General features: G+C 68.8%; 16 protein-coding genes and 1 pseudogene. 13 read left to right on the plus strand and 4 right to left on the minus strand.

Annotation, left to right across the window (positions count from 1 at the left end):
• Window positions 1-8 precede the first annotated feature (8 nt).
• The 5 genes from B3611_RS06390 (at window position 9) to B3611_RS06410 (ending at window position 3,919) form a co-directional block, all read left to right on the plus strand.
• Window positions 9-986 carry an ROK family protein gene (locus B3611_RS06390; RefSeq protein WP_291314245.1) on the plus strand — a complete coding sequence of 326 codons (978 nt, stop codon included), beginning with the start codon at window positions 9-11 and terminating at the stop codon, window positions 984-986.
• Window positions 987-1,003: 17 nt separating this feature from the next.
• Window positions 1,004-1,741, plus strand: a complete 738-nt coding sequence (locus tag B3611_RS06395) for a lysophospholipid acyltransferase family protein (protein WP_291314246.1) — start codon at window positions 1,004-1,006, stop codon at window positions 1,739-1,741.
• 15 nt (window positions 1,742-1,756) lie between these two features.
• Complete coding sequence (locus B3611_RS06400) at window positions 1,757-1,936, plus strand: hypothetical protein (protein ID WP_291314247.1); 180 nt, start codon at window positions 1,757-1,759, stop codon at window positions 1,934-1,936.
• A 1-nt stretch (window position 1,937) separates the two neighbouring features.
• On the plus strand, window positions 1,938-2,459 hold the full coding sequence (locus B3611_RS06405) for a polyadenylate-specific 3'-exoribonuclease AS (RefSeq protein ID WP_291314248.1): 522 nt from the start codon (window positions 1,938-1,940) through the stop codon (window positions 2,457-2,459).
• A 71-nt stretch (window positions 2,460-2,530) separates the two neighbouring features.
• On the plus strand, window positions 2,531-3,919 hold the full coding sequence (locus B3611_RS06410; RefSeq protein ID WP_291314249.1) for a class II 3-deoxy-7-phosphoheptulonate synthase: 1,389 nt from the start codon (window positions 2,531-2,533) through the stop codon (window positions 3,917-3,919).
• 33 nt (window positions 3,920-3,952) lie between these two features.
• Here B3611_RS06410 and B3611_RS06415 read toward each other — a convergent pair.
• A pseudogene (locus B3611_RS06415) lies at window positions 3,953-5,278 on the minus strand (protein kinase domain-containing protein); the annotation flags it as partial.
• A gap of 55 nt (window positions 5,279-5,333) precedes the next feature.
• Between B3611_RS06415 and B3611_RS06420 the strand changes: the two are divergent.
• Complete coding sequence (locus B3611_RS06420) at window positions 5,334-5,723, plus strand: Rv2175c family DNA-binding protein (RefSeq protein WP_291314251.1); 390 nt, start codon at window positions 5,334-5,336, stop codon at window positions 5,721-5,723.
• Here B3611_RS06420 and B3611_RS06425 read toward each other — a convergent pair.
• The 3 genes from B3611_RS06425 to B3611_RS06435 form a co-directional block, all read right to left on the minus strand.
• Window positions 5,695-7,212, minus strand: a complete 1,518-nt coding sequence (locus tag B3611_RS06425) for an alpha-(1->6)-mannopyranosyltransferase A (protein WP_291314252.1) — start codon at window positions 7,210-7,212, stop codon at window positions 5,695-5,697. The two genes, B3611_RS06420 and B3611_RS06425, sit on opposite strands and share 29 nt — an antisense overlap.
• The gene (locus tag B3611_RS06430; RefSeq protein ID WP_291314268.1) at window positions 7,205-8,281 is read right to left on the minus strand and encodes a polyprenyl synthetase family protein; all 1,077 of its coding nucleotides are present in this window, start codon (window positions 8,279-8,281) and stop codon (window positions 7,205-7,207) included. The genes B3611_RS06425 and B3611_RS06430 overlap by 8 nt, the downstream gene beginning before the upstream one ends.
• 71 nt (window positions 8,282-8,352) lie before the next feature.
• A complete protein-coding gene (locus B3611_RS06435) occupies window positions 8,353-8,931 on the minus strand; it encodes a GNAT family N-acetyltransferase (protein WP_291314253.1) in 579 nt (192 codons plus the stop codon).
• Between the two features lie 135 nt (window positions 8,932-9,066).
• On the opposite strand from B3611_RS06435, the gene B3611_RS06440 reads away from it, so the two are divergent.
• The 7 genes from B3611_RS06440 to B3611_RS06470 form a co-directional block, all read left to right on the plus strand.
• On the plus strand, window positions 9,067-9,498 hold the full coding sequence (locus tag B3611_RS06440; protein ID WP_291314254.1) for an SAV_6107 family HEPN domain-containing protein: 432 nt from the start codon (window positions 9,067-9,069) through the stop codon (window positions 9,496-9,498).
• A gap of 104 nt (window positions 9,499-9,602) precedes the next feature.
• Window positions 9,603-9,986: a DUF3040 domain-containing protein gene (locus B3611_RS06445; protein ID WP_291314255.1), complete on the plus strand. Its 384-nt coding sequence runs from the start codon at window positions 9,603-9,605 to the stop codon at window positions 9,984-9,986.
• A gap of 480 nt (window positions 9,987-10,466) precedes the next feature.
• Window positions 10,467-10,901, plus strand: a complete 435-nt coding sequence (mraZ, locus tag B3611_RS06450; protein ID WP_291314256.1) for a division/cell wall cluster transcriptional repressor MraZ — start codon at window positions 10,467-10,469, stop codon at window positions 10,899-10,901.
• 250 nt (window positions 10,902-11,151) lie between these two features.
• Entirely contained in the window at window positions 11,152-12,165 is a 1,014-nt protein-coding gene (rsmH, locus tag B3611_RS06455) for a 16S rRNA (cytosine(1402)-N(4))-methyltransferase RsmH (RefSeq protein WP_291314269.1), read from the plus strand.
• 28 nt (window positions 12,166-12,193) lie between these two features.
• Window positions 12,194-12,994, plus strand: coding sequence for a hypothetical protein (locus B3611_RS06460; RefSeq protein WP_291314257.1), 801 nt, complete (start codon window positions 12,194-12,196; stop codon window positions 12,992-12,994).
• A gap of 252 nt (window positions 12,995-13,246) precedes the next feature.
• Window positions 13,247-15,244, plus strand: coding sequence for a peptidoglycan D,D-transpeptidase FtsI family protein (locus B3611_RS06465; protein WP_414646308.1), 1,998 nt, complete (start codon window positions 13,247-13,249; stop codon window positions 15,242-15,244).
• A gap of 48 nt (window positions 15,245-15,292) precedes the next feature.
• On the plus strand, window positions 15,293-16,178 hold an 886-nt coding region (locus B3611_RS06470), incomplete at its 3' end, for a Mur ligase family protein (RefSeq protein ID WP_291314259.1).

The raw sequence follows: 16,178 nt of genomic DNA on the forward strand, positions 1-16,178 counted from the left end.
GGGTGGCTATGTCTCTGCCTGCCAGTTCGCCCCCCAGCTCCGCCCGTCCGCTCACCGTCGGATTCGACATCGGCGGGACGAACGTGCGGGCTGGCGTGGTGGACGGCGACGGGCGGATCGTCGCGAGACGCGAGACGCGCACCCCCGAGGGCGACGAGGCGCTGACCGCCGCGATCACGGACATCGTCCGCGGGTTGCGCGCGGAGTACGACATCCGCGCCGTCGGCGCCGCGGTGGCGGGGTTCCTCGATCCGGAGTGCGAGATCGTCCGCTTTGCGCCGCACCTGGCGTGGCGGAACGACGAGCCAGTCAAGGCAAGGCTCGAGGGCGCCCTCGGGTTGCCGGTGCGCCTGGAACATGACGCCAACGCCGCGGCCTGGGGCGAGTACCGCTTCGGGGCCGCGCGCCAGGCCCGCACGTGGGTTTTCTTCGCGGTGGGCACCGGCATCGGCGCAACACTCATGCACGACGGGGAAATCTACCGCGGATCCTTCGGCACCGCGCCCGAGTTCGGGCACCTTACGGTGGTACCGGGCGGCCGGGTGTGCTCCTGCGGCAAGCAGGGGTGCCTCGAGCGCTACGCCTCCGGAACAGCCCTGGTGGACACCGCGGTTGAGGTGGCCGGCGGCGGCGGGTTCAAAAAATGCGGCCTGTACCGCAAGGTGGTGGACAAGCGGGCGACGGGCCACGATGTCATGCACGCCGCCCGGGAAGGCGACCCGCTCGGGGTGGCGACGATCGACAACTTCGCGCAGTGGCTCGGCAAGGGCCTGTCAATCGTCGCGGACGTGCTTGACCCGGCACTCATCGTCCTGGGAGGGGGAGTCAGCGCGGATGCGGACCTCTTCCTCGACGCGGCGCGCGAGGCGCTCAACCACAACATCGTCGGCGCGGGGTACCGCCCGGTGCCGGAGATAGTCCGGGCTGAGCTGGGGCCGGATGCAGGTATGATCGGGGTCGCTAATCTGGCCCGGGAACACGTGTGAAGAGGATTGACGCTGATATGACCAACTATTGGTACACGTTTTTCAAGGCGACCATCGGCCCGCCGCTGTTCCTCTGGAACCGCCCCACCATCACGGGGGCGGAGAACATTCCAAAAAAGGGCGCGGCGCTGCTCGTGTCCAACCACGAGGCGGTGATGGACTCCTTCTACCTGCCCCTGATGGTGTGGCGCCAGATGACCTTCCCGGCCAAGAAGGAGTACTTCACCGCCCCGGGTGTCGTCGGCCGGGTGAAGCGCTTCTTCTTCAGCTCAGCCGGGCAGATCGCCGTGGACCGAAGCGCCTCGGGCGCCGGTGACGCCCTCCGGGCGGCCGCGAAGGGCGTCCTGGACCGCGGCGAGCTCATGTGCATCTACCCCGAGGGCACCCGCTCGCCCGATGGGCGGATCTACCGTGGCCGGACGGGCGTGGCGCGCATCGCCATGGAAAACAACGTGCCCGTCGTTCCGCTCGTGATGATCGGCTCGCGGGAGGCCAACCCGATAGGAACCGTGTTCCCCCGGCCACGCCGTGTGCACATCAGGGTGGGCGAGGCCATCGACCCCCACGCGTGGGCCCGGGAAAACGGATACGAGCCTTCATCACGCGAGGTCATGCGTCCCTTCACCGACTACGTCATGTCCCGCCTGGTGGAGCTCTCCGGCAACGAGTACGTGGACATGTACGCCTCCGAGGTGAAGAAATCCCTCGAAGCGGGTGAAGGCTACCCCGCGGGCGCGGAACCGGCCGGCCGGTAAATTAGGATCTCACTCATGGATCGGGATCTCATCACGCGCTTTGTCCTCTGCAGCGCCCTCCTCGCTGTCTTTCTCGTCGCCTCCTTCACGCATTTCCACGTCAACGTCGTGGGGCCCGTGGCTGTGATCGGGGTGGCAGTGGTGATGTTCTGGCCACGCCACGCCGACGACGCGGTGGAGGAGCAGGTGGGCTGAGGTGCGCTACTTCTACGACACCGAATTCATCGAGGACGGCTCGACAATTGAGCTCGTCTCCATCGGCATTGTGGCGGAGGACGGCCGCGAGTACTACGCGGTGTCCACCGACTTCCACGCCTCCCGCGCGAACCAGTGGGTGCGCAAGAATGTGCTGGACAAACTGCCGAACCCGCGAAGTAAGGTGTGGAAGCCCAACTCCGTGATCCGCGCCGAGATCCTGGAGTTCGTCCGCTCCGCCGACGGGGATCCCGAGCTGTGGGCGTGGGTGGCTGCGTACGACCACGTGGTCCTCGCCCAGCTCTGGGGAGACATGTCCGGTTTGCCCCGGCAGATCCCGCGGTTCACCCGCGAGCTCAAGCAGTACTGGGAGATGGCGGGGCGGCCGAAGCTTCCTGACGTCCCCGCGGGTAACCACGACGCGCTTGTCGACGCCCGGCACAACCTGGCCAAGTTCCGGGTCTGCTTGGGCGCGCTCCCGTTGGACGGGAGGGGTCGCGCCGTCCACTCCGCGGGAAATTGATTCCGCTGCATGGGCGTGGCTCCCGGGCCCGGGAGTGACCGGCCCCTAAAACCCGTGGTAGAACTGTAGGGGTGAGTTGGACGATTGATATCCCGAAGAGTGTTCTGCCGGACCTCCCCCCGCTTCCCGGTGACCTGAACGAGAAGTTTCAGGACGTGCTGTCCCGCGATGCCAAGCAGCAGCCGAGCTGGGACGAGCACGAGGCGGGTTACGTCCGCAAGATCCTCGAGTCCGTCCCGCCCGTCGTCCTCGCCCCCGAGGTCGAGGAGGTCAAGCAGAAGCTTGCCGATGTCGCGCTCGGCAGGGCGTTCCTGCTGCAGGGCGGTGACTGCGCGGAGACCTTCGAGTCCAACACCGAGCCCCACATCCGCGCCAACGTGCGCACGCTGCTGCAGATGGCGGCGGTGCTCACCTACGGCGCCTCCGTGCCCGTCGTGAAGCTGGGCCGGATTGCGGGGCAGTTCGCCAAACCCCGCTCCTCCGACCTCGACGCAAACGGTCTGCCGAACTACCGCGGTGACATCGTCAACGGGGTCGAGCCCACGCCCGAGGCGCGCCGCCACGACCCGGCACGCATGGTCCGCGCCTACGCCAACGCCTCCGCGGCAATGAACCTGGTGCGCGCCCTCGTCGCCTCCGGGACGGCGGACCTGCACAACATCAACGACTGGAACCGTCAGTTCGTGGCCAACTCCCCGGCAGGCGCGCGCTACGAGGCGCTGGCCCGCGAGATTTCGCGCTCCCTGGCGTTCATGAGCGCCTGCGGGGTCAACGACGCCCACTTGCGCACCTCCGAGATCTTCGCCTCCCACGAGGCTCTCCTGGTGGACTACGAACGCGCCATGCTGCGCCTCGCGGAGGACAACCAGGGAAACACGAAGCTCTACGACCTCTCGGCGCACCAGCTCTGGATCGGGGAGCGCACCCGCGGAATCGAAGACTTCCACGTCAATTTCGCAGCCCTGATCAACAACCCGATCGGCCTCAAGCTCGGCCCGAAGGTCACGCCGGAGGAAGCCGTCGCCTACGCCGACAAGCTGGATCCGGACCGCGAGCCCGGCCGCCTCACCCTGGTCATCCGCATGGGTCACGAGAACGTGCGCACGGTGCTGCCCGGGATCATCAACGCCGTCGAGGCCTCCGGGCATAAGGTGGTCTGGCAATCCGACCCGATGCACGGCAACACCTTCACCGCGTCGAACGGGTACAAGACCCGGCACTTCGACAAGATCATCGACGAGGTGCAGGGCTTCTTCGAGGTGCACCGCCAGCTGGGGACCCATCCGGGCGGCATCCACATCGAGCTCACCGGCGAGAACGTCACCGAGTGCCTCGGCGGCGCGCAGGACATCACGGACCTTGACCTGCCGGGCCGCTACGAGTCCGCGTGCGACCCGCGCCTGAACACCGAGCAGGCCCTCGAACTTGCCTTCCTGGTGGCGGAAATGCTGCGCTACTGACGGATGCGGGCGGGCTGGCAGCTACCCCGCGATGAGCTGCGGAAGCTGGCCGTAGCTGCCCGATCCGAACCACCACGCCCCGACGAGGACGGCACCGGTGAGCGCGACCGCCCCGATGAGGAATAGCGCCAGGGCGACACCGGAGCGGTTTGTCACGGGCTTGATTGCCGGCGGCGGTGGTACCTCGCGGCGCTCGGAAACGGGGGCGGGGGAGACGGCCGGGTGTGCGGGGGTCGCGGACACCGCCGCGGGGGCGGGCGAGACGGCCGGTGGAACGGGGACGCGGGAGCTGCCCCCGCGACCGGTATCGGCGCGCCACTGCTCTGGCGCGCCGCGATTGGCGCGGGGCTCCGGCTCAACGGCGGGGAAGAGGCGCTGCTCCAGGGCGCGCGTTCGCGGCTCCACCGCGGGGGCCGGGCCGAGGCGGGAGCTGCCGGCCGCCGCGGTGAACGTCGTCGGGTGCGCCGCCGCGCGGTTGGCGGCCGAGTTCGTGGGTACCGGGACGGTGTAATCGGGAAGGTGAAGCGCGGCGGCGACGTCGTCGAGGGCGGCGAGGAACTCGCCGGCGTCGTGGAACCGGTCGCGGGGTTCGCGGGCGGTTGCGGTGGCGACGAGCTCGTCGAAAAGCTTCGGCACACCCTCGATGCGCGAGGAAGGGGGTGGGACATCGCTGCGCAGCCTCGCGTAGGCGTGGGCGAGGGGATTCTCCCCGGAAAACGGCGTGCGGCCGGTGAGAAGCTCGAAAAGGACGATGCCGGCGGAGTAGACGTCGGACGCCTGTGTCATGGATGTCCCGTCGACCTGCTCGGGGGAGAGGTAGGAGACGGTGCCGACGATCTGGTCGGTCGTGTGGGGCGAGTCGGCTGCGGCCCGAACGAGGCCGAAGTCCGCGAGTTTGACGGAGTGGTCGCTGTTTATCAGCACGTTGTCGGGTTTGATGTCGCGGTGGACCATGCCCTTGGAGTGGGCAACGCTCAGCCCGGTGAGAACCGCGCGCATCACGGCGGTTGCGGCGTGAGGGGGCATGGGCCCGCGTTCGGCGAGCAGCTCACGGAGGGTCCCGCCCGTGATCAGCTCCATGATGAGAAAGACCTGGTCCGGGTCATTGCCGCCCGCGGAGAAGTCGTACACGTTGACGAGGTTGGGGTGGGAGAGCTTCGCCATGGCGAGGGCCTCGCGTCGGAAGCGCTCGCGGAAGACGCCGTCGTGTACGTAGCGGGCGTCCATCACCTTGGCCGCCACCTCGCGGTCCAGGCGGGTGTCCACGCACCGGAAGACCGTCGACATCCCGCCGCGCGCGATCGGGCGGTCGATGACGTATCGTCCCTCCAGGTAGTCCCCAACTTCGAGCGTGGCCATGGGTCCAGTATGGTCGACACGCCTGGGTGTGCGCCAACGCGGGTAGACTGTCGACGTGAGTTTTGGAGATTCCCCCGCCACCCAGTCGACCCCCGACCTCGACGCGCTGCTTGCCGGCGAGAAGCTGCTCAGCCTTCCCGAGGTGGCCGAATACCTCGACGTTCCCGTCACCCGGGTCCACGACCTCGTGGGCGCCCGCAAGCTGCTCGTCTACAAGCGCGGCGGCACCAAGTACGTGCCGAAGCTTCTGCTCGGCGACGACGGCGGGCTGTCCAAGTTCGTCTCCGGGGCGATCACGGTGCTCCACGACGGCGGCTTCGGCGACGAGGAGATCCTCACCTACCTCTACACCCCCGACGACTCGCTTCCGGGCCGGCCGATCGACGCCCTCCACGGCCACGGAGCCCGCGAGGTGATCAGGCGGGCTCAGGCGATGGGGTTTTAGGCACCGGGTGCGTTCCCTTCGTGCCCATCGCCCGCTGTGCCTTTTCTTCGGGTGAGCTCGTCTCCTTCGGGTAAATCCACACGGCCGCCGCCCATGCGAGGGCGCCGGCGAGGAGGAGGAACCAGCTGTCGTACAACCGGTGGTTCCCCCCGCCCATGAAGGCCAGGCCGACGATGACGGTGGCTGCGACAGCGAGCTTCTTCACCCACACCGGCGGGTTGAAGGTGCCCACCAGACTGATCACGGAAGCGTAGTACCACGGGAGTGTGACGGCGTTGGTGACGAAGGCGATGGCGTACGCCAGCGTGGTGCCCATGACGGCGCGGCGGTTCGTGCCCTCGCCGTGGGGTCGGCAGATCAGCCACGCCGCGACCAACCCCGCGAGCATGAGGAAGGATCCCGCCGCGCGGGTTGCCGCCAGTGCGGTGTTGTAGGGGAAGTCCTCCTCGAACAGCTGGATGAAGGGGGTCACCAGGTCCGCCGCCAGCGTCGGCCCAGAAAGGGGGTTGACCACCTTCGAGTTGCCGGAGATTTCCGCCAGCCAGCCCCAGGAGGACCCGGAGGCGACGGTTACCGCGTCGACGACGAGAGCCGCCACCGCGACCGTCCACACCCCCGCACCGAGGAACACGGCGGCGCGGGCCCGTTTGCCGGCGCGGCCGCGGGCGTAGTGGTGGTACATCATCCACACGACGAACGGCAGGGCAATCGCCGCGGTCGCCTTGAGAGACAGGGCGAGGGCGATGAGCGCGATCCCGGGGGTGAAGAACCGGGTGGCCAGGCAGGAGAGGAGTCCCAGGCTCACCAGCCCGACCATGACGGACTCGTTGTGCATCCCTCCCACCATGTGCAGGAGCATCACGGGATTGGCCACCCCGAGCCAGGTGGCGACGGCCGGGTTCCCGCCGATACGCGCCGCGACGCGCGGCACCGAGTAGGCGATGAGTGCGAAGCCGGCGAGGCTGAGCAGCTTGTAGGCGACAACCCCCGCCGCGACGTTGTCGCCGACCACGGTGGTGATCAACTTGCCGATGCCCAGGTGCAGCGGCCCGTAGGGGGTGGTGGTGTTGCGCCAGTCGTGGGAGACCTCCCACAGGTACGGACCCGGGTTGACGGCGGCGCCCTCGGTGTAGGGGTCGAAGCCGTCGCGCATCATGGCGCCCTGCATGAGGTAGGAGTACACGTCGCGCGACAGAATCGGTGCGGCGAGCGCCAGGGGTGCGGTCCACAGCCAGGCGGCCCGGGTGACGGAGGTGAGGCCGGCTCGCCCGTGAGAGAGCTCGTGGCCGAGTAGGACCCACGCCGCAACGAGCCCCACGATTCCCAGCGTGAGCATGATCTCGAAGACCGAGCGGCCGTGGCCGTAGAGGATCTGCCCGAGGCCGAGCCCGCGCACCACGCCTCCGCGGTTGCGCGTGGCCCCGGCGCCGTACGAGCCCACGGCGATGAGGGCTCCCGCCGCCAGGCCGAGCTGCAGGGGGCTACGCACGGCGGGCGGTGGACTTGATGGCCAGCTCACGGAGGGTCTCCGCCACCGCGGCGTCCACCCCCGCCTCCTCCAGGTGCCTCAGGCCGGAGGCGGTGAGGGCTTCGATGCGCTTCTCGACGCCCTCGACCGCGCCGCTGGAGCGGATGATGTCCGCGAGGCGGCGCAGCGAGGGACCGTCGGACACGGTGCCCACCTTTTCGCGCAGCTCCCGGGCGGCCGCCGGGTCGGAGCCGTCAAGCGCCGTGAGAGCCATGGACAGCAGTACCGTGCGCTTGCCCTCGCGCAGGTCATCCCCGGCGGGCTTGCCGGTGACGGAGGAGTCCCCGAAGACGCCCAGGAGGTCGTCGCGAAGCTGGTAGGCGACCCCGATGTCGCAACCGTAGCCGCGGAAGGCGGCGACGGTGTGCTCGTCGGCACTGGCGAGCGCCGCCCCGAGGTGCAGCGGGCGCTCGATGGTGTAGGCGGCGGTTTTGTACCGGTTGACCTTGTCTGCGAGCTCGATGGACTCGTCGCCCGTGGCCTCGAGCGTGATGTCGAGCAGCTGGCCCCCGATGACCTCGGTGCGCATTCCCCGCCACGCGCCCTGGGCTCGGCGCAGGGCGGAATCGCTCACCCCGGAATCCCGCCACATGTCGTCCGCCCAGGCCAGTGCCAGATCCCCGACGAGGATGGCGACATCCCGGCCGAATTTGGCGGCGTCACCGCGCAGCCCGCGGGAAAGGTGGCTCGTCTCCACCGCCCGGTGGACCGTCGGGTTCCCGCGCCGCGTGTCGGAGGAGTCGATGATGTCGTCGTGCACGAGGGCGCAGGCCTGGATGAATTCCAGCGAACTCACCGCCGTGAGAACTGCGCGGGGGTCCTCGCCGCCAGCGGCCAGGCCCCCCGCCCCGACAAATCCCGCCCAGCCGTAGAGGGGGCGGAAGCGTTTGCCGCCGCCGAGGACGAAGTCGCGGAGGTAAGCCGCGGAGGCGGCGACGGGCGGGCCGATCTCCTCCACGTCGGGGAGGCGCTCGTCCAGGAAGCGGCGCAGCTCCACCTCCACCGCACCGGGGATGGCCGACATCGGCATGGAGGGGTCGAACTGGGCGGCAGACGGTGTCACGCTCGCTCCTTCAGGGTCGGGGTTGAACGCCATAAAGACTACCCGGGCAGGTCAAGGGGCAGCCTCCGGCCCAGCACGGCGAATGGGCGGCGGTCACCCGAATATGTGTAGTGCCGCAGGATGTCGCTGAAACCGAGCTTGCGGTAGAGGCCGAACGCGGGGTTGTTCTCACCCGCCACCTCCGGCGTGGAGAGAAGAGCCCACGAGGCGGATGTGGTGCGCACCAGCTCAGTGAGAAGATCGCGCCCGATTCCGCGCCCCTGCATCAGGGAATCAACGTGGATCTCCGCGATCTCGAAGTAGTCGTCCACCATCGCGGAAACCTCCGGCGTCAGGCTGCCCGATTGCTTGAGCCCGCGGATGAGCTGCTGGTCCCACCACCGGCCGCGGGTGCCGAGGAAGCCGTAGGCGACGCCGACCACCCGCTCGTCCGTCCCGGCACCCTCCACCGCGATGACGGCTGTGAAGCCGGGGCAGACGATCTCCCGGCGCCAGATATCGATGCGCTGTTTGCGGATGGAGCGCGGGTAATCCATGGCCGTGATGTAAATGTCCACCAGGGTGGGGGCGAGCAGGGAGAACTCGTGCCCCGTGAGGCGGCGGATTGACACTGTCATGGGTCCATCGAACCACGTTGAAGGCGCGCACGGGGGCAGTTCGAGCCCATTGTTTTATCGAACATGCGTGCTAATCTGTGGGAGGAGTGTCGAACAGAGGTTTTAACGTTGGGCCATACCGAGAAGGAGGAGCAGATGAACACCATCATTTCAGCCACCACCGGGGCGGCGTACGGGGCACCTGCCGGGGCGTCGAAGAGCGGGAAGTTCTTCAGCTCCGCCGATGAGCTCCTCCGCCGCGCCCACGCCGAGCAGGCGCAGGGGCACGGCGACCTCGCCCTGGAGTATGCGTACCGCGCGGCCCTGCGGGTCGCCGGGGCTGTCTGCGCTGAATCGCCGGTGGTTCGCAAGAGGAAGCGGCTTCCCAGCAGCGCGTGGGAGAAACTGGCGCTCACGGGGGAGTCCGGGACGGCGTGGGCGCGGCGCCTGTCGGCCTACTCGGCCATGAGGGGGCGGGTAGCCTCCGGAATCCAACCCGCACCCGACCCAGACACCGTGGAGGCGTTCCTCGCCGTCGTCGAGGATTTCTACGCCGCGTCCCAACCGGGGATCACGCTGGTGGCGTAGTGCTCGCTCGGGCCCGATGCCGGGCGGGAACATTCACGGGGGGAGGGGCGTTATTAGGAGTAGTCTTCTTTCAAACGCCCACGTCGATAGTCGGAGAGTGAAGAGTGTCTCTTTCGGAGCAAGAACAGCGGACGCTGCGGGAAATCGAGCGTTCCCTCCTCGCTGAGGATCCCGCCTTCGGCAACTCGGTGACGCGAATTGCGGCCTCCCCCGGAGGTGGTGCCGGGCGGATCACGATGCGCAGCGTCGCCCTGATCGTCTTCGGCCTCGTCCTCCTGCTCGGGGGTGTTGCCCTCGCCACGGTAAACATCTGGCTCATCGCGCTCAGTGTCGTGGGCTTCCTGGTGATGCTCGCCGGCGGCATCCTTGCCCTGCGGGCACCGAGCTCTGGCCCGGCCGTCTCCCGCACAACTTCCCGCGTGGCGAAGCCCGCTGCCCGTAGTTCGAAGATGGAGGAAAACTTCCGCCGCCGCTTCGAGGGGCAGTAGGGCCCCTCCCGCGTTTCCACCGCGTGCCCGCCTTGTGGCGGCGCGCGGTTTTTGCTGCGCTGCTTTAGCGGCCGGGCAAGCGGGCGGGCACCGGGGCTCCACTTCACCCCACCTGGTCCCCCCACCCCGCCCCACACGCGGTTCCGGGAAGGGTGGGGGCTTCCCCGGAACGCCTTTCGCGTGGTGGTGTGTGGGGGTTTGGGGGTGGGCGTTGGGCGTGGGGATGCCGTTCCGGAGTGGGAAGCGGGGCGCGAAAGGCACCCCGCGGGCCGTCGCCCCACCCATTTTCAGGCGTTTGAACTGGTTCTTTTGGGGCACCGGCGAGAAAGAACGCGTCTGGTGTGGCGTTTGTGGGAGAAAGTGGGTTAGAGTGGGGAATAGCGGAGAGACGTGGCGGCATCCTGACTACGTGCCACGACGTTTCAACGCCGGGAAAATTGAACAACCGAAGTCGGTGAGTGGAAGGAAGGTGGGCTCCGGATGTTTCTGGGAACCTACACTCCCAAGCTCGACGACAAGGGGCGCCTGACGCTGCCCGCCAAGTTCCGCGAGGATCTGGCGGACGGGTTGATGGTGACCAAGGGACAGGACCACTCGCTCGCGGTGTACCCGCGCGAGGAGTTCGCGGCACGCGCCCGCAAGGCCGCCGCCGTGTCCCGGACGAACCCCCAGGCACGAGCCTTCATCCGCAACCTGGCTGCCAGCGCGGATGAGCAGGCGCTTGACGGGTCAGGTCGCATCACGCTGTCGCCGGCGCACCGTGAGTACGCAAACCTCTCCAAGGAATGCGTGGTCATCGGTTCGGTCGACTTTCTCGAAATCTGGGACGCAGAGTCCTGGGCCACATATCAGGAAGAGACTGAGGCCGCCTTCGCGGCGGCCGATGACGATGGCATTCTCTCCGGCCTGCTCTAAGGGCTGACTACCCGGCCAGCAGGCAGTTGACTACTGACGGAGAGCGTGTACGGACTCTGTCCGGGGCGTGAAGCATTCTGGTGTACTTCCCCGACATCAGAACAGCCGCCCCGGGCAGGGCTCTATACGCTCCCCCGACCACGAACAGGGACGGGAAGACAACAATTCCAAGGTGACGGACGAAAGCGGAGGGGGTGACCACGTGTCCCGGAACGCAGACACCACCGGCAGCGGCGGGCACCCGGCCGAGATGGACTTCGACATCGGCACCAACCGCGGGCACGTTCCCGTCATGCGCGACCGCATGACGGACCTCCTCGCACCAGCTGTCAAGGCATTCGGCGACGATGCCGTCATCGTGGACGGCACCCTGGGCGCGGGCGGGCACACGGAGCACTTCCTCACCGTGTTCCCCCGGGCACGGGTCATCGGCATCGACCGCGATCCGGATGCCCTCGCGGAGGCGGGCGAGCGGCTTGCACCCTTCGGCGACCGTTTCACGGGCGTCCAGGCGCGGTTCGACGAAATTGGCCGGGTGGTGGGGGAGGCCGACGGAGGCATCTTCGACACCGTCCGCGACCGCGGTCTGGCGGGGGCTTTTTTCGATCTCGGCGTCTCCTCCATGCAGCTCGACCGCGAGGATCGCGGCTTCGCCTACCGGGTGGACGCTCCCCTCGACATGCGGATGGACCCCAGCCAGGGCCAGACGGCCGCCGACGTTCTCAACACCTACAGCCACGGCGACCTCGCCCGGGTGCTTAAGACTTACGGGGACGAGCGCTTCGCGGGAAAGATTGCGTCCGCGGTTCTCCGGGAGCGCGAGAAGGAGCCCTTCGACCGCAGCGCACGCCTGGTGGAGCTTCTCTACGAGACCATTCCCGCCGCCACCCGGCGCACAGGCGGGCACCCGGCGAAACGGACCTTTCAGGCGCTTCGTGTGGAGGTCAACCGCGAGCTGGAGGCCGTGGAGAACGTCATTCCGGTCGTGGCGGATCTGCTCGGCCCGGGCGGTCGGGCGGTGTTCATGAGCTACCAGTCGCTCGAGGACAAGATCGTCAAGTCGGCATTTGCCGAGCTCACGACCTCCAGGACTCCACGAGGTCTGCCCATGGAGCTGCCCGGTGCCGCCGCCAGGTTCCGTTCCATCACCAACGGCGCGGAAAAGGCGTCCGAGGAAGAGATCAGGCTCAATTCGCGTGCTGCCCCTGTGCGGGTGCGGGGCGTCGAAAAGCTGCGAAAGGCCCCCGATGACCTCCAGGATTAACCCCACCACCGACGGAAGAGACACTCACATGGGAGCGAACCGAGACTTCACCCCCGCCCGCGGCGGTACCGCCACGCTGACGCGGCCAGGGAGCCGCACCCACGGCGACGCTTCCCGACGCCCCGAGGCCTACGCCCCGACCCCGCGCGCCCGCCCCGTGGCACCGCACGTGCCGCACGCCGCCCGCAAGGGCCGGCTGGGCTCGAAACAGGTCGTCTCCGTCCGCGGCCGGCGGGTCACCGTAGCCAGTGAGACAAGGCGCAAGTTCTCCACTGTCACCCTCATCGCCCTGCCGCTGCTGGTGGCCGGGGTGGTGCTGGCGATGTTCCTGTCCGGCCTGTCGACCAACCAGTCGTTCACGGTCCAGCAGCTGCAGAACCGCGAACGCAACCTCTCCAACGAGGTGGAGTCCCTCAACCGGGACCTGGAAGACCTGCGTTCCTCGGCGGAGATCGCGCAGCGCGGCTCCGAGGCGGGGATGGTGGTGCCGCTGCAGCCCGGCATCATCGCCAATGACGGCAACGGCGGCGTCAACGAGCAGCGCCCCGCCGATCCCGGGAAGGTGCAGAAGGTCATGGATGTCAACGGCGCACCGGTACAGGCGGGCCGCGCTTCCAGCGACCGCTCCGCCACCCGCGACCTCGGCGGGAACCTCACCACGGTACCGGGCGGAAACGTCCTCGGCCGCGGTACCGCACAACCGGGTACCCAGCCGGGAGCTCCTGCCGCCAACCAGCCCGCGAACCCGCAGGACGCGCAGCCGGCGGCCCCGGCACCCCAGCGCAGCAACCTGGCCCCCTACCAGCCGAACGTGCCGGCCGCCCACTAACGGGGCACGCGGTACATGCCGCACGGTGCGTGGCGCTCGCCCCGCGCGGGCCTGCGCGGGGCAATATAGACAGACGTTGAACCCGGGCCGGACGCACCGGGGGCATGGATACGACGAAAAGGTGGATGCAGGCACGTGAGCAGTTCGAGAGCGCGGCGCCACCCGGAGAGCGCCGGGGACGCCCCGGGCGGGCGCCCCGGGGATGCCGCCGCCCGCCCCGCAGGCGACGCCGGCGGAGGGCTGCCCCGGAAGGTGGCCAGCCAGAAGGCAGTGACCAACGAGCGCACCCGCTTCATCACCGGGGTGTTCCTCGTCGCCGCCGCGCTGCTCGTCGGGCGCCTGGCGTGGGTCCAGGTCGTGTGGGCCCCCGGACTCCAGGATCAGGCGGAGGCTCAGCGCGCCCGCGTTTACGTCGAGCCCGCCCGCCGCGGTGAGATCGTCGACCGCACAGGCAACCAGCTCGCCTACACGATGCAGGCGCGCTCCCTCACGGTCTCGCCCGTGCTCCTGCGAAACGAGCTGCGGGAGCAGCAGGACCTGCAGATGCAGGTCGACGGATTGTCCCAGGACGCGATCAACGCCCAGCTCGATGCCCGCGTCGAGGACGCCCTGCGCACCATGGCCAACGACATCCCCACCATGATCAGCGACGCCGACAAGGCGAAGGGGAAGACGAAGCCCGGGCAGGCGGGCAGTGGCACGGGCAGCGACAAGAACGGCGGCAAGTCCGGAACCGACGCGTCGAAGGACGGGAAGAAGGACGAGGGCGCGTCGTCAAGCGACTCCGGCGCCGTGAGCGCCAAGGAGATCCTGGACAAGTTGCACGCCGACACCAACTACGAGGTGCTGGTGCGCAACGTCGACCCGGATGTCGCGGCGGCGGTGGCGGACAGGTTCCACGGTGTGGCCGCGGACCACCAGGACATCCGCCAGTATCCCAACGGCGCGATCGGCGAGAACATCGTGGGCAAGGTGTCCATGGACGGGCAGGGGCAGTTCGGCCTCGAGGCCTCCAGCGATGCCGCCTTGACCGGCATCAACGGCCGCGCGACGGAGGATGTCTCCGCCGACGGGCAGTCCATTCCCGGTACCCTCCGCGACGCGGTGCCCGCCGTCGACGGCTCCCACGTCCAGTTGACGATCGACCTGGACCTGCAGACCTTCGTGCAGCAGACGATCCAGCAGGCGAAGGAGAACTCCCTGGCCAAGAACGCCGAGGCCGTGGTGCTCGACGCCCGCACGGGCGAGGTCCGGGCCATGGCGAACACCGACACCATCGACCCGAACGGCGACCTGCAGAAGCAGCTCCAGGAGGGACGGGACTTCGACAACAACGCCGTCTCCGCCCCCTTCGAGCCGGGCTCGGTGGCCAAGGTGATCACCGCGGCCGCCTCCATCGAGGAGGGGCTGACCACCCCGCAGGAGGTTCACGAGGTGCCCGGTTCCATCCAGATGTCGGGCGTCACCGTCAACGACGCCTGGCAGCATGGCGTCGCCCCGTTCACTACCGCCGGTATCTTCGGCAAGTCCTCCAACGTGGGCACCCTCCAGCTCGCGCAGCGCCTCGGGGAGGACCGCTACGCGGACTACCTCCAGCGTTTCGGCATCGGCCGGGAGACGGGGATCGAGCTGCCCAACGAGTCTGCCGGTCTGCTTCCCGCGCGCGAACAGTGGTCGGGCGGCACCTTCGCAAACCTCCCCATCGGGCAGGGCATGAGCTGGACCGCCCTGCAGATGGCGAGCGTGTACCAGGCGCTGGCCAACGGCGGCGAACGCATCGAGCCCCGCATCATCTCCTCGGTGACCAACGCCAACGGGGAGAAGGTCGCCCAGGATCCTCCGGCGCGCACCCGCGTGGTCAGCGAGAAGACCGCCCGCACGGTGGTGGACATGTTCCGCTCCACCTTCCAGCAGGATCCCGCCGGGGTGAACTCGGGCACGGCCCAGGGCAACGCCATCGAGGGCTACCAGCTGGCGGGAAAGACGGGCACCGCCCAGAAGGTCAACCCGGAAACGGGGGCGTACTCTCAGAACCAGTACTGGATCACGTTCGCGGGCATCGCGCCGGCGGACGATCCCCGTTTCGTGGTGGCCATCATGCTCGACGAGCCCCAGCGCGGCCCGCTCGAGGGGGGAGCCGGCGGGCAGTCCTCCGCACCGGTGTTCCGGGAGATCGCCAACTGGTTGATCAACCGCGAGAACCTCCCGCCGAGCCCGCCCGCCGAACCCTACGAACTGCAGCACCAGTAAGCCCGGAACCACGGGCCCAGCACGACAAACCCCCGAGGAGAGTGGAACGTGAACCGGAACACCAGCAACGACTCGCCTGCGGCCCTGTCCGGACCCGCCACCCTCCGGGAACTGGCGGGTGTCGCCGGCGCGCGCATCGTCCACGCTCCCGCGGACGATCCGGTGGTCCGATCCGCCAGCCTCGACTCCGGCGCGGTTGAGCCGGGGGGCCTCTTCGCCGCCCTGCCCGGCACCCGGGCCCACGGGGCGAGCTTCGCCGCCTCCTCGCCCGCGGGCGCGATCCTCACCGACGGCGACGGCCTGAAGATCATCGGTGAAGCGGGGGACACCCGGCCCGTACTTGTGGCGGAAGACGTGCGCCGGGTTCTCGGGGACGTTTCCGCGAGGATCTACGGCTATCCGTCGCGAAGCCTCACGCTCCTCGGGGTGACCGGGACGTCGGGCAAGACCACCACGACCTACCTTCTCGAGCAGGGGCTCATCGCCGCCGGGTGCCGGGTCGGGCTCATCGGCACGACGGGGACCCGGATCCTGGGCCGGGACGTGCCCACCAGCCTGACCACACCCGAGGCGCCCACCCTCCAGGCCCTGTTCGCCCGGATGGTGCGCGAGGGGGTGACGCACGTGGTCATGGAGGTCTCCTCCCACGCCCTGATGCTCGGTCGCGTCGCCGGGTCCGAGTTCGACGTGGCGGGGTTCACCAACCTCAGCCAGGACCACCTCGACTTCCACCCCACCATGCAGGACTACTTCGAGGCCAAGGCCACGTTCTTCGACCCGGGCTCCTCCGTCAGTGCCGGGCGCAGTGTGGTCTGCGTCGACGACGAGTGGGGCGAGCGCATGGCCGGGCTCGCCGACAACCCCGTTCGCGTGGGCACGAGGGGCCAGGAGGGTCTCGACTGCGGGGCGTCGCTTGTCGACGCCACCGCCGCCG

Origin of the sequence: Corynebacterium sp. UBA2622 (assembly GCF_002339505.1) — a bacterium.
In the GTDB taxonomy this organism is placed as follows: Bacteria; Actinomycetota; Actinomycetes; order Mycobacteriales; family Mycobacteriaceae; genus Corynebacterium.

What these genes read in the sequence shown, in the direction of transcription:
- B3611_RS06390 (WP_291314245.1), top strand. Translation starts at nt 9, where the DNA reads ATGTCTCTGCCTGCCAGTTCGCCCCCCAGCTCCGCCCGTCCGCTCACC.
- B3611_RS06395 (WP_291314246.1), top strand. Translation starts at nt 1,004, where the DNA reads ATGACCAACTATTGGTACACGTTTTTCAAGGCGACCATCGGCCCGCCG.
- B3611_RS06400 (WP_291314247.1), top strand. Translation starts at nt 1,757, where the DNA reads ATGGATCGGGATCTCATCACGCGCTTTGTCCTCTGCAGCGCCCTCCTC.
- B3611_RS06430 (WP_291314268.1), bottom strand. Translation starts at nt 8,281, where the DNA reads ATGCCGATGTCGGCCATCCCCGGTGCGGTGGAGGTGGAGCTGCGCCGC.
- B3611_RS06435 (WP_291314253.1), bottom strand. Translation starts at nt 8,931, where the DNA reads ATGACAGTGTCAATCCGCCGCCTCACGGGGCACGAGTTCTCCCTGCTC.
- B3611_RS06440 (WP_291314254.1), top strand. Translation starts at nt 9,067, where the DNA reads ATGAACACCATCATTTCAGCCACCACCGGGGCGGCGTACGGGGCACCT.
- mraZ (WP_291314256.1), top strand. Translation starts at nt 10,467, where the DNA reads ATGTTTCTGGGAACCTACACTCCCAAGCTCGACGACAAGGGGCGCCTG.
- rsmH (WP_291314269.1), top strand. Translation starts at nt 11,152, where the DNA reads ATGGACTTCGACATCGGCACCAACCGCGGGCACGTTCCCGTCATGCGC.
- B3611_RS06460 (WP_291314257.1), top strand. Translation starts at nt 12,194, where the DNA reads ATGGGAGCGAACCGAGACTTCACCCCCGCCCGCGGCGGTACCGCCACG.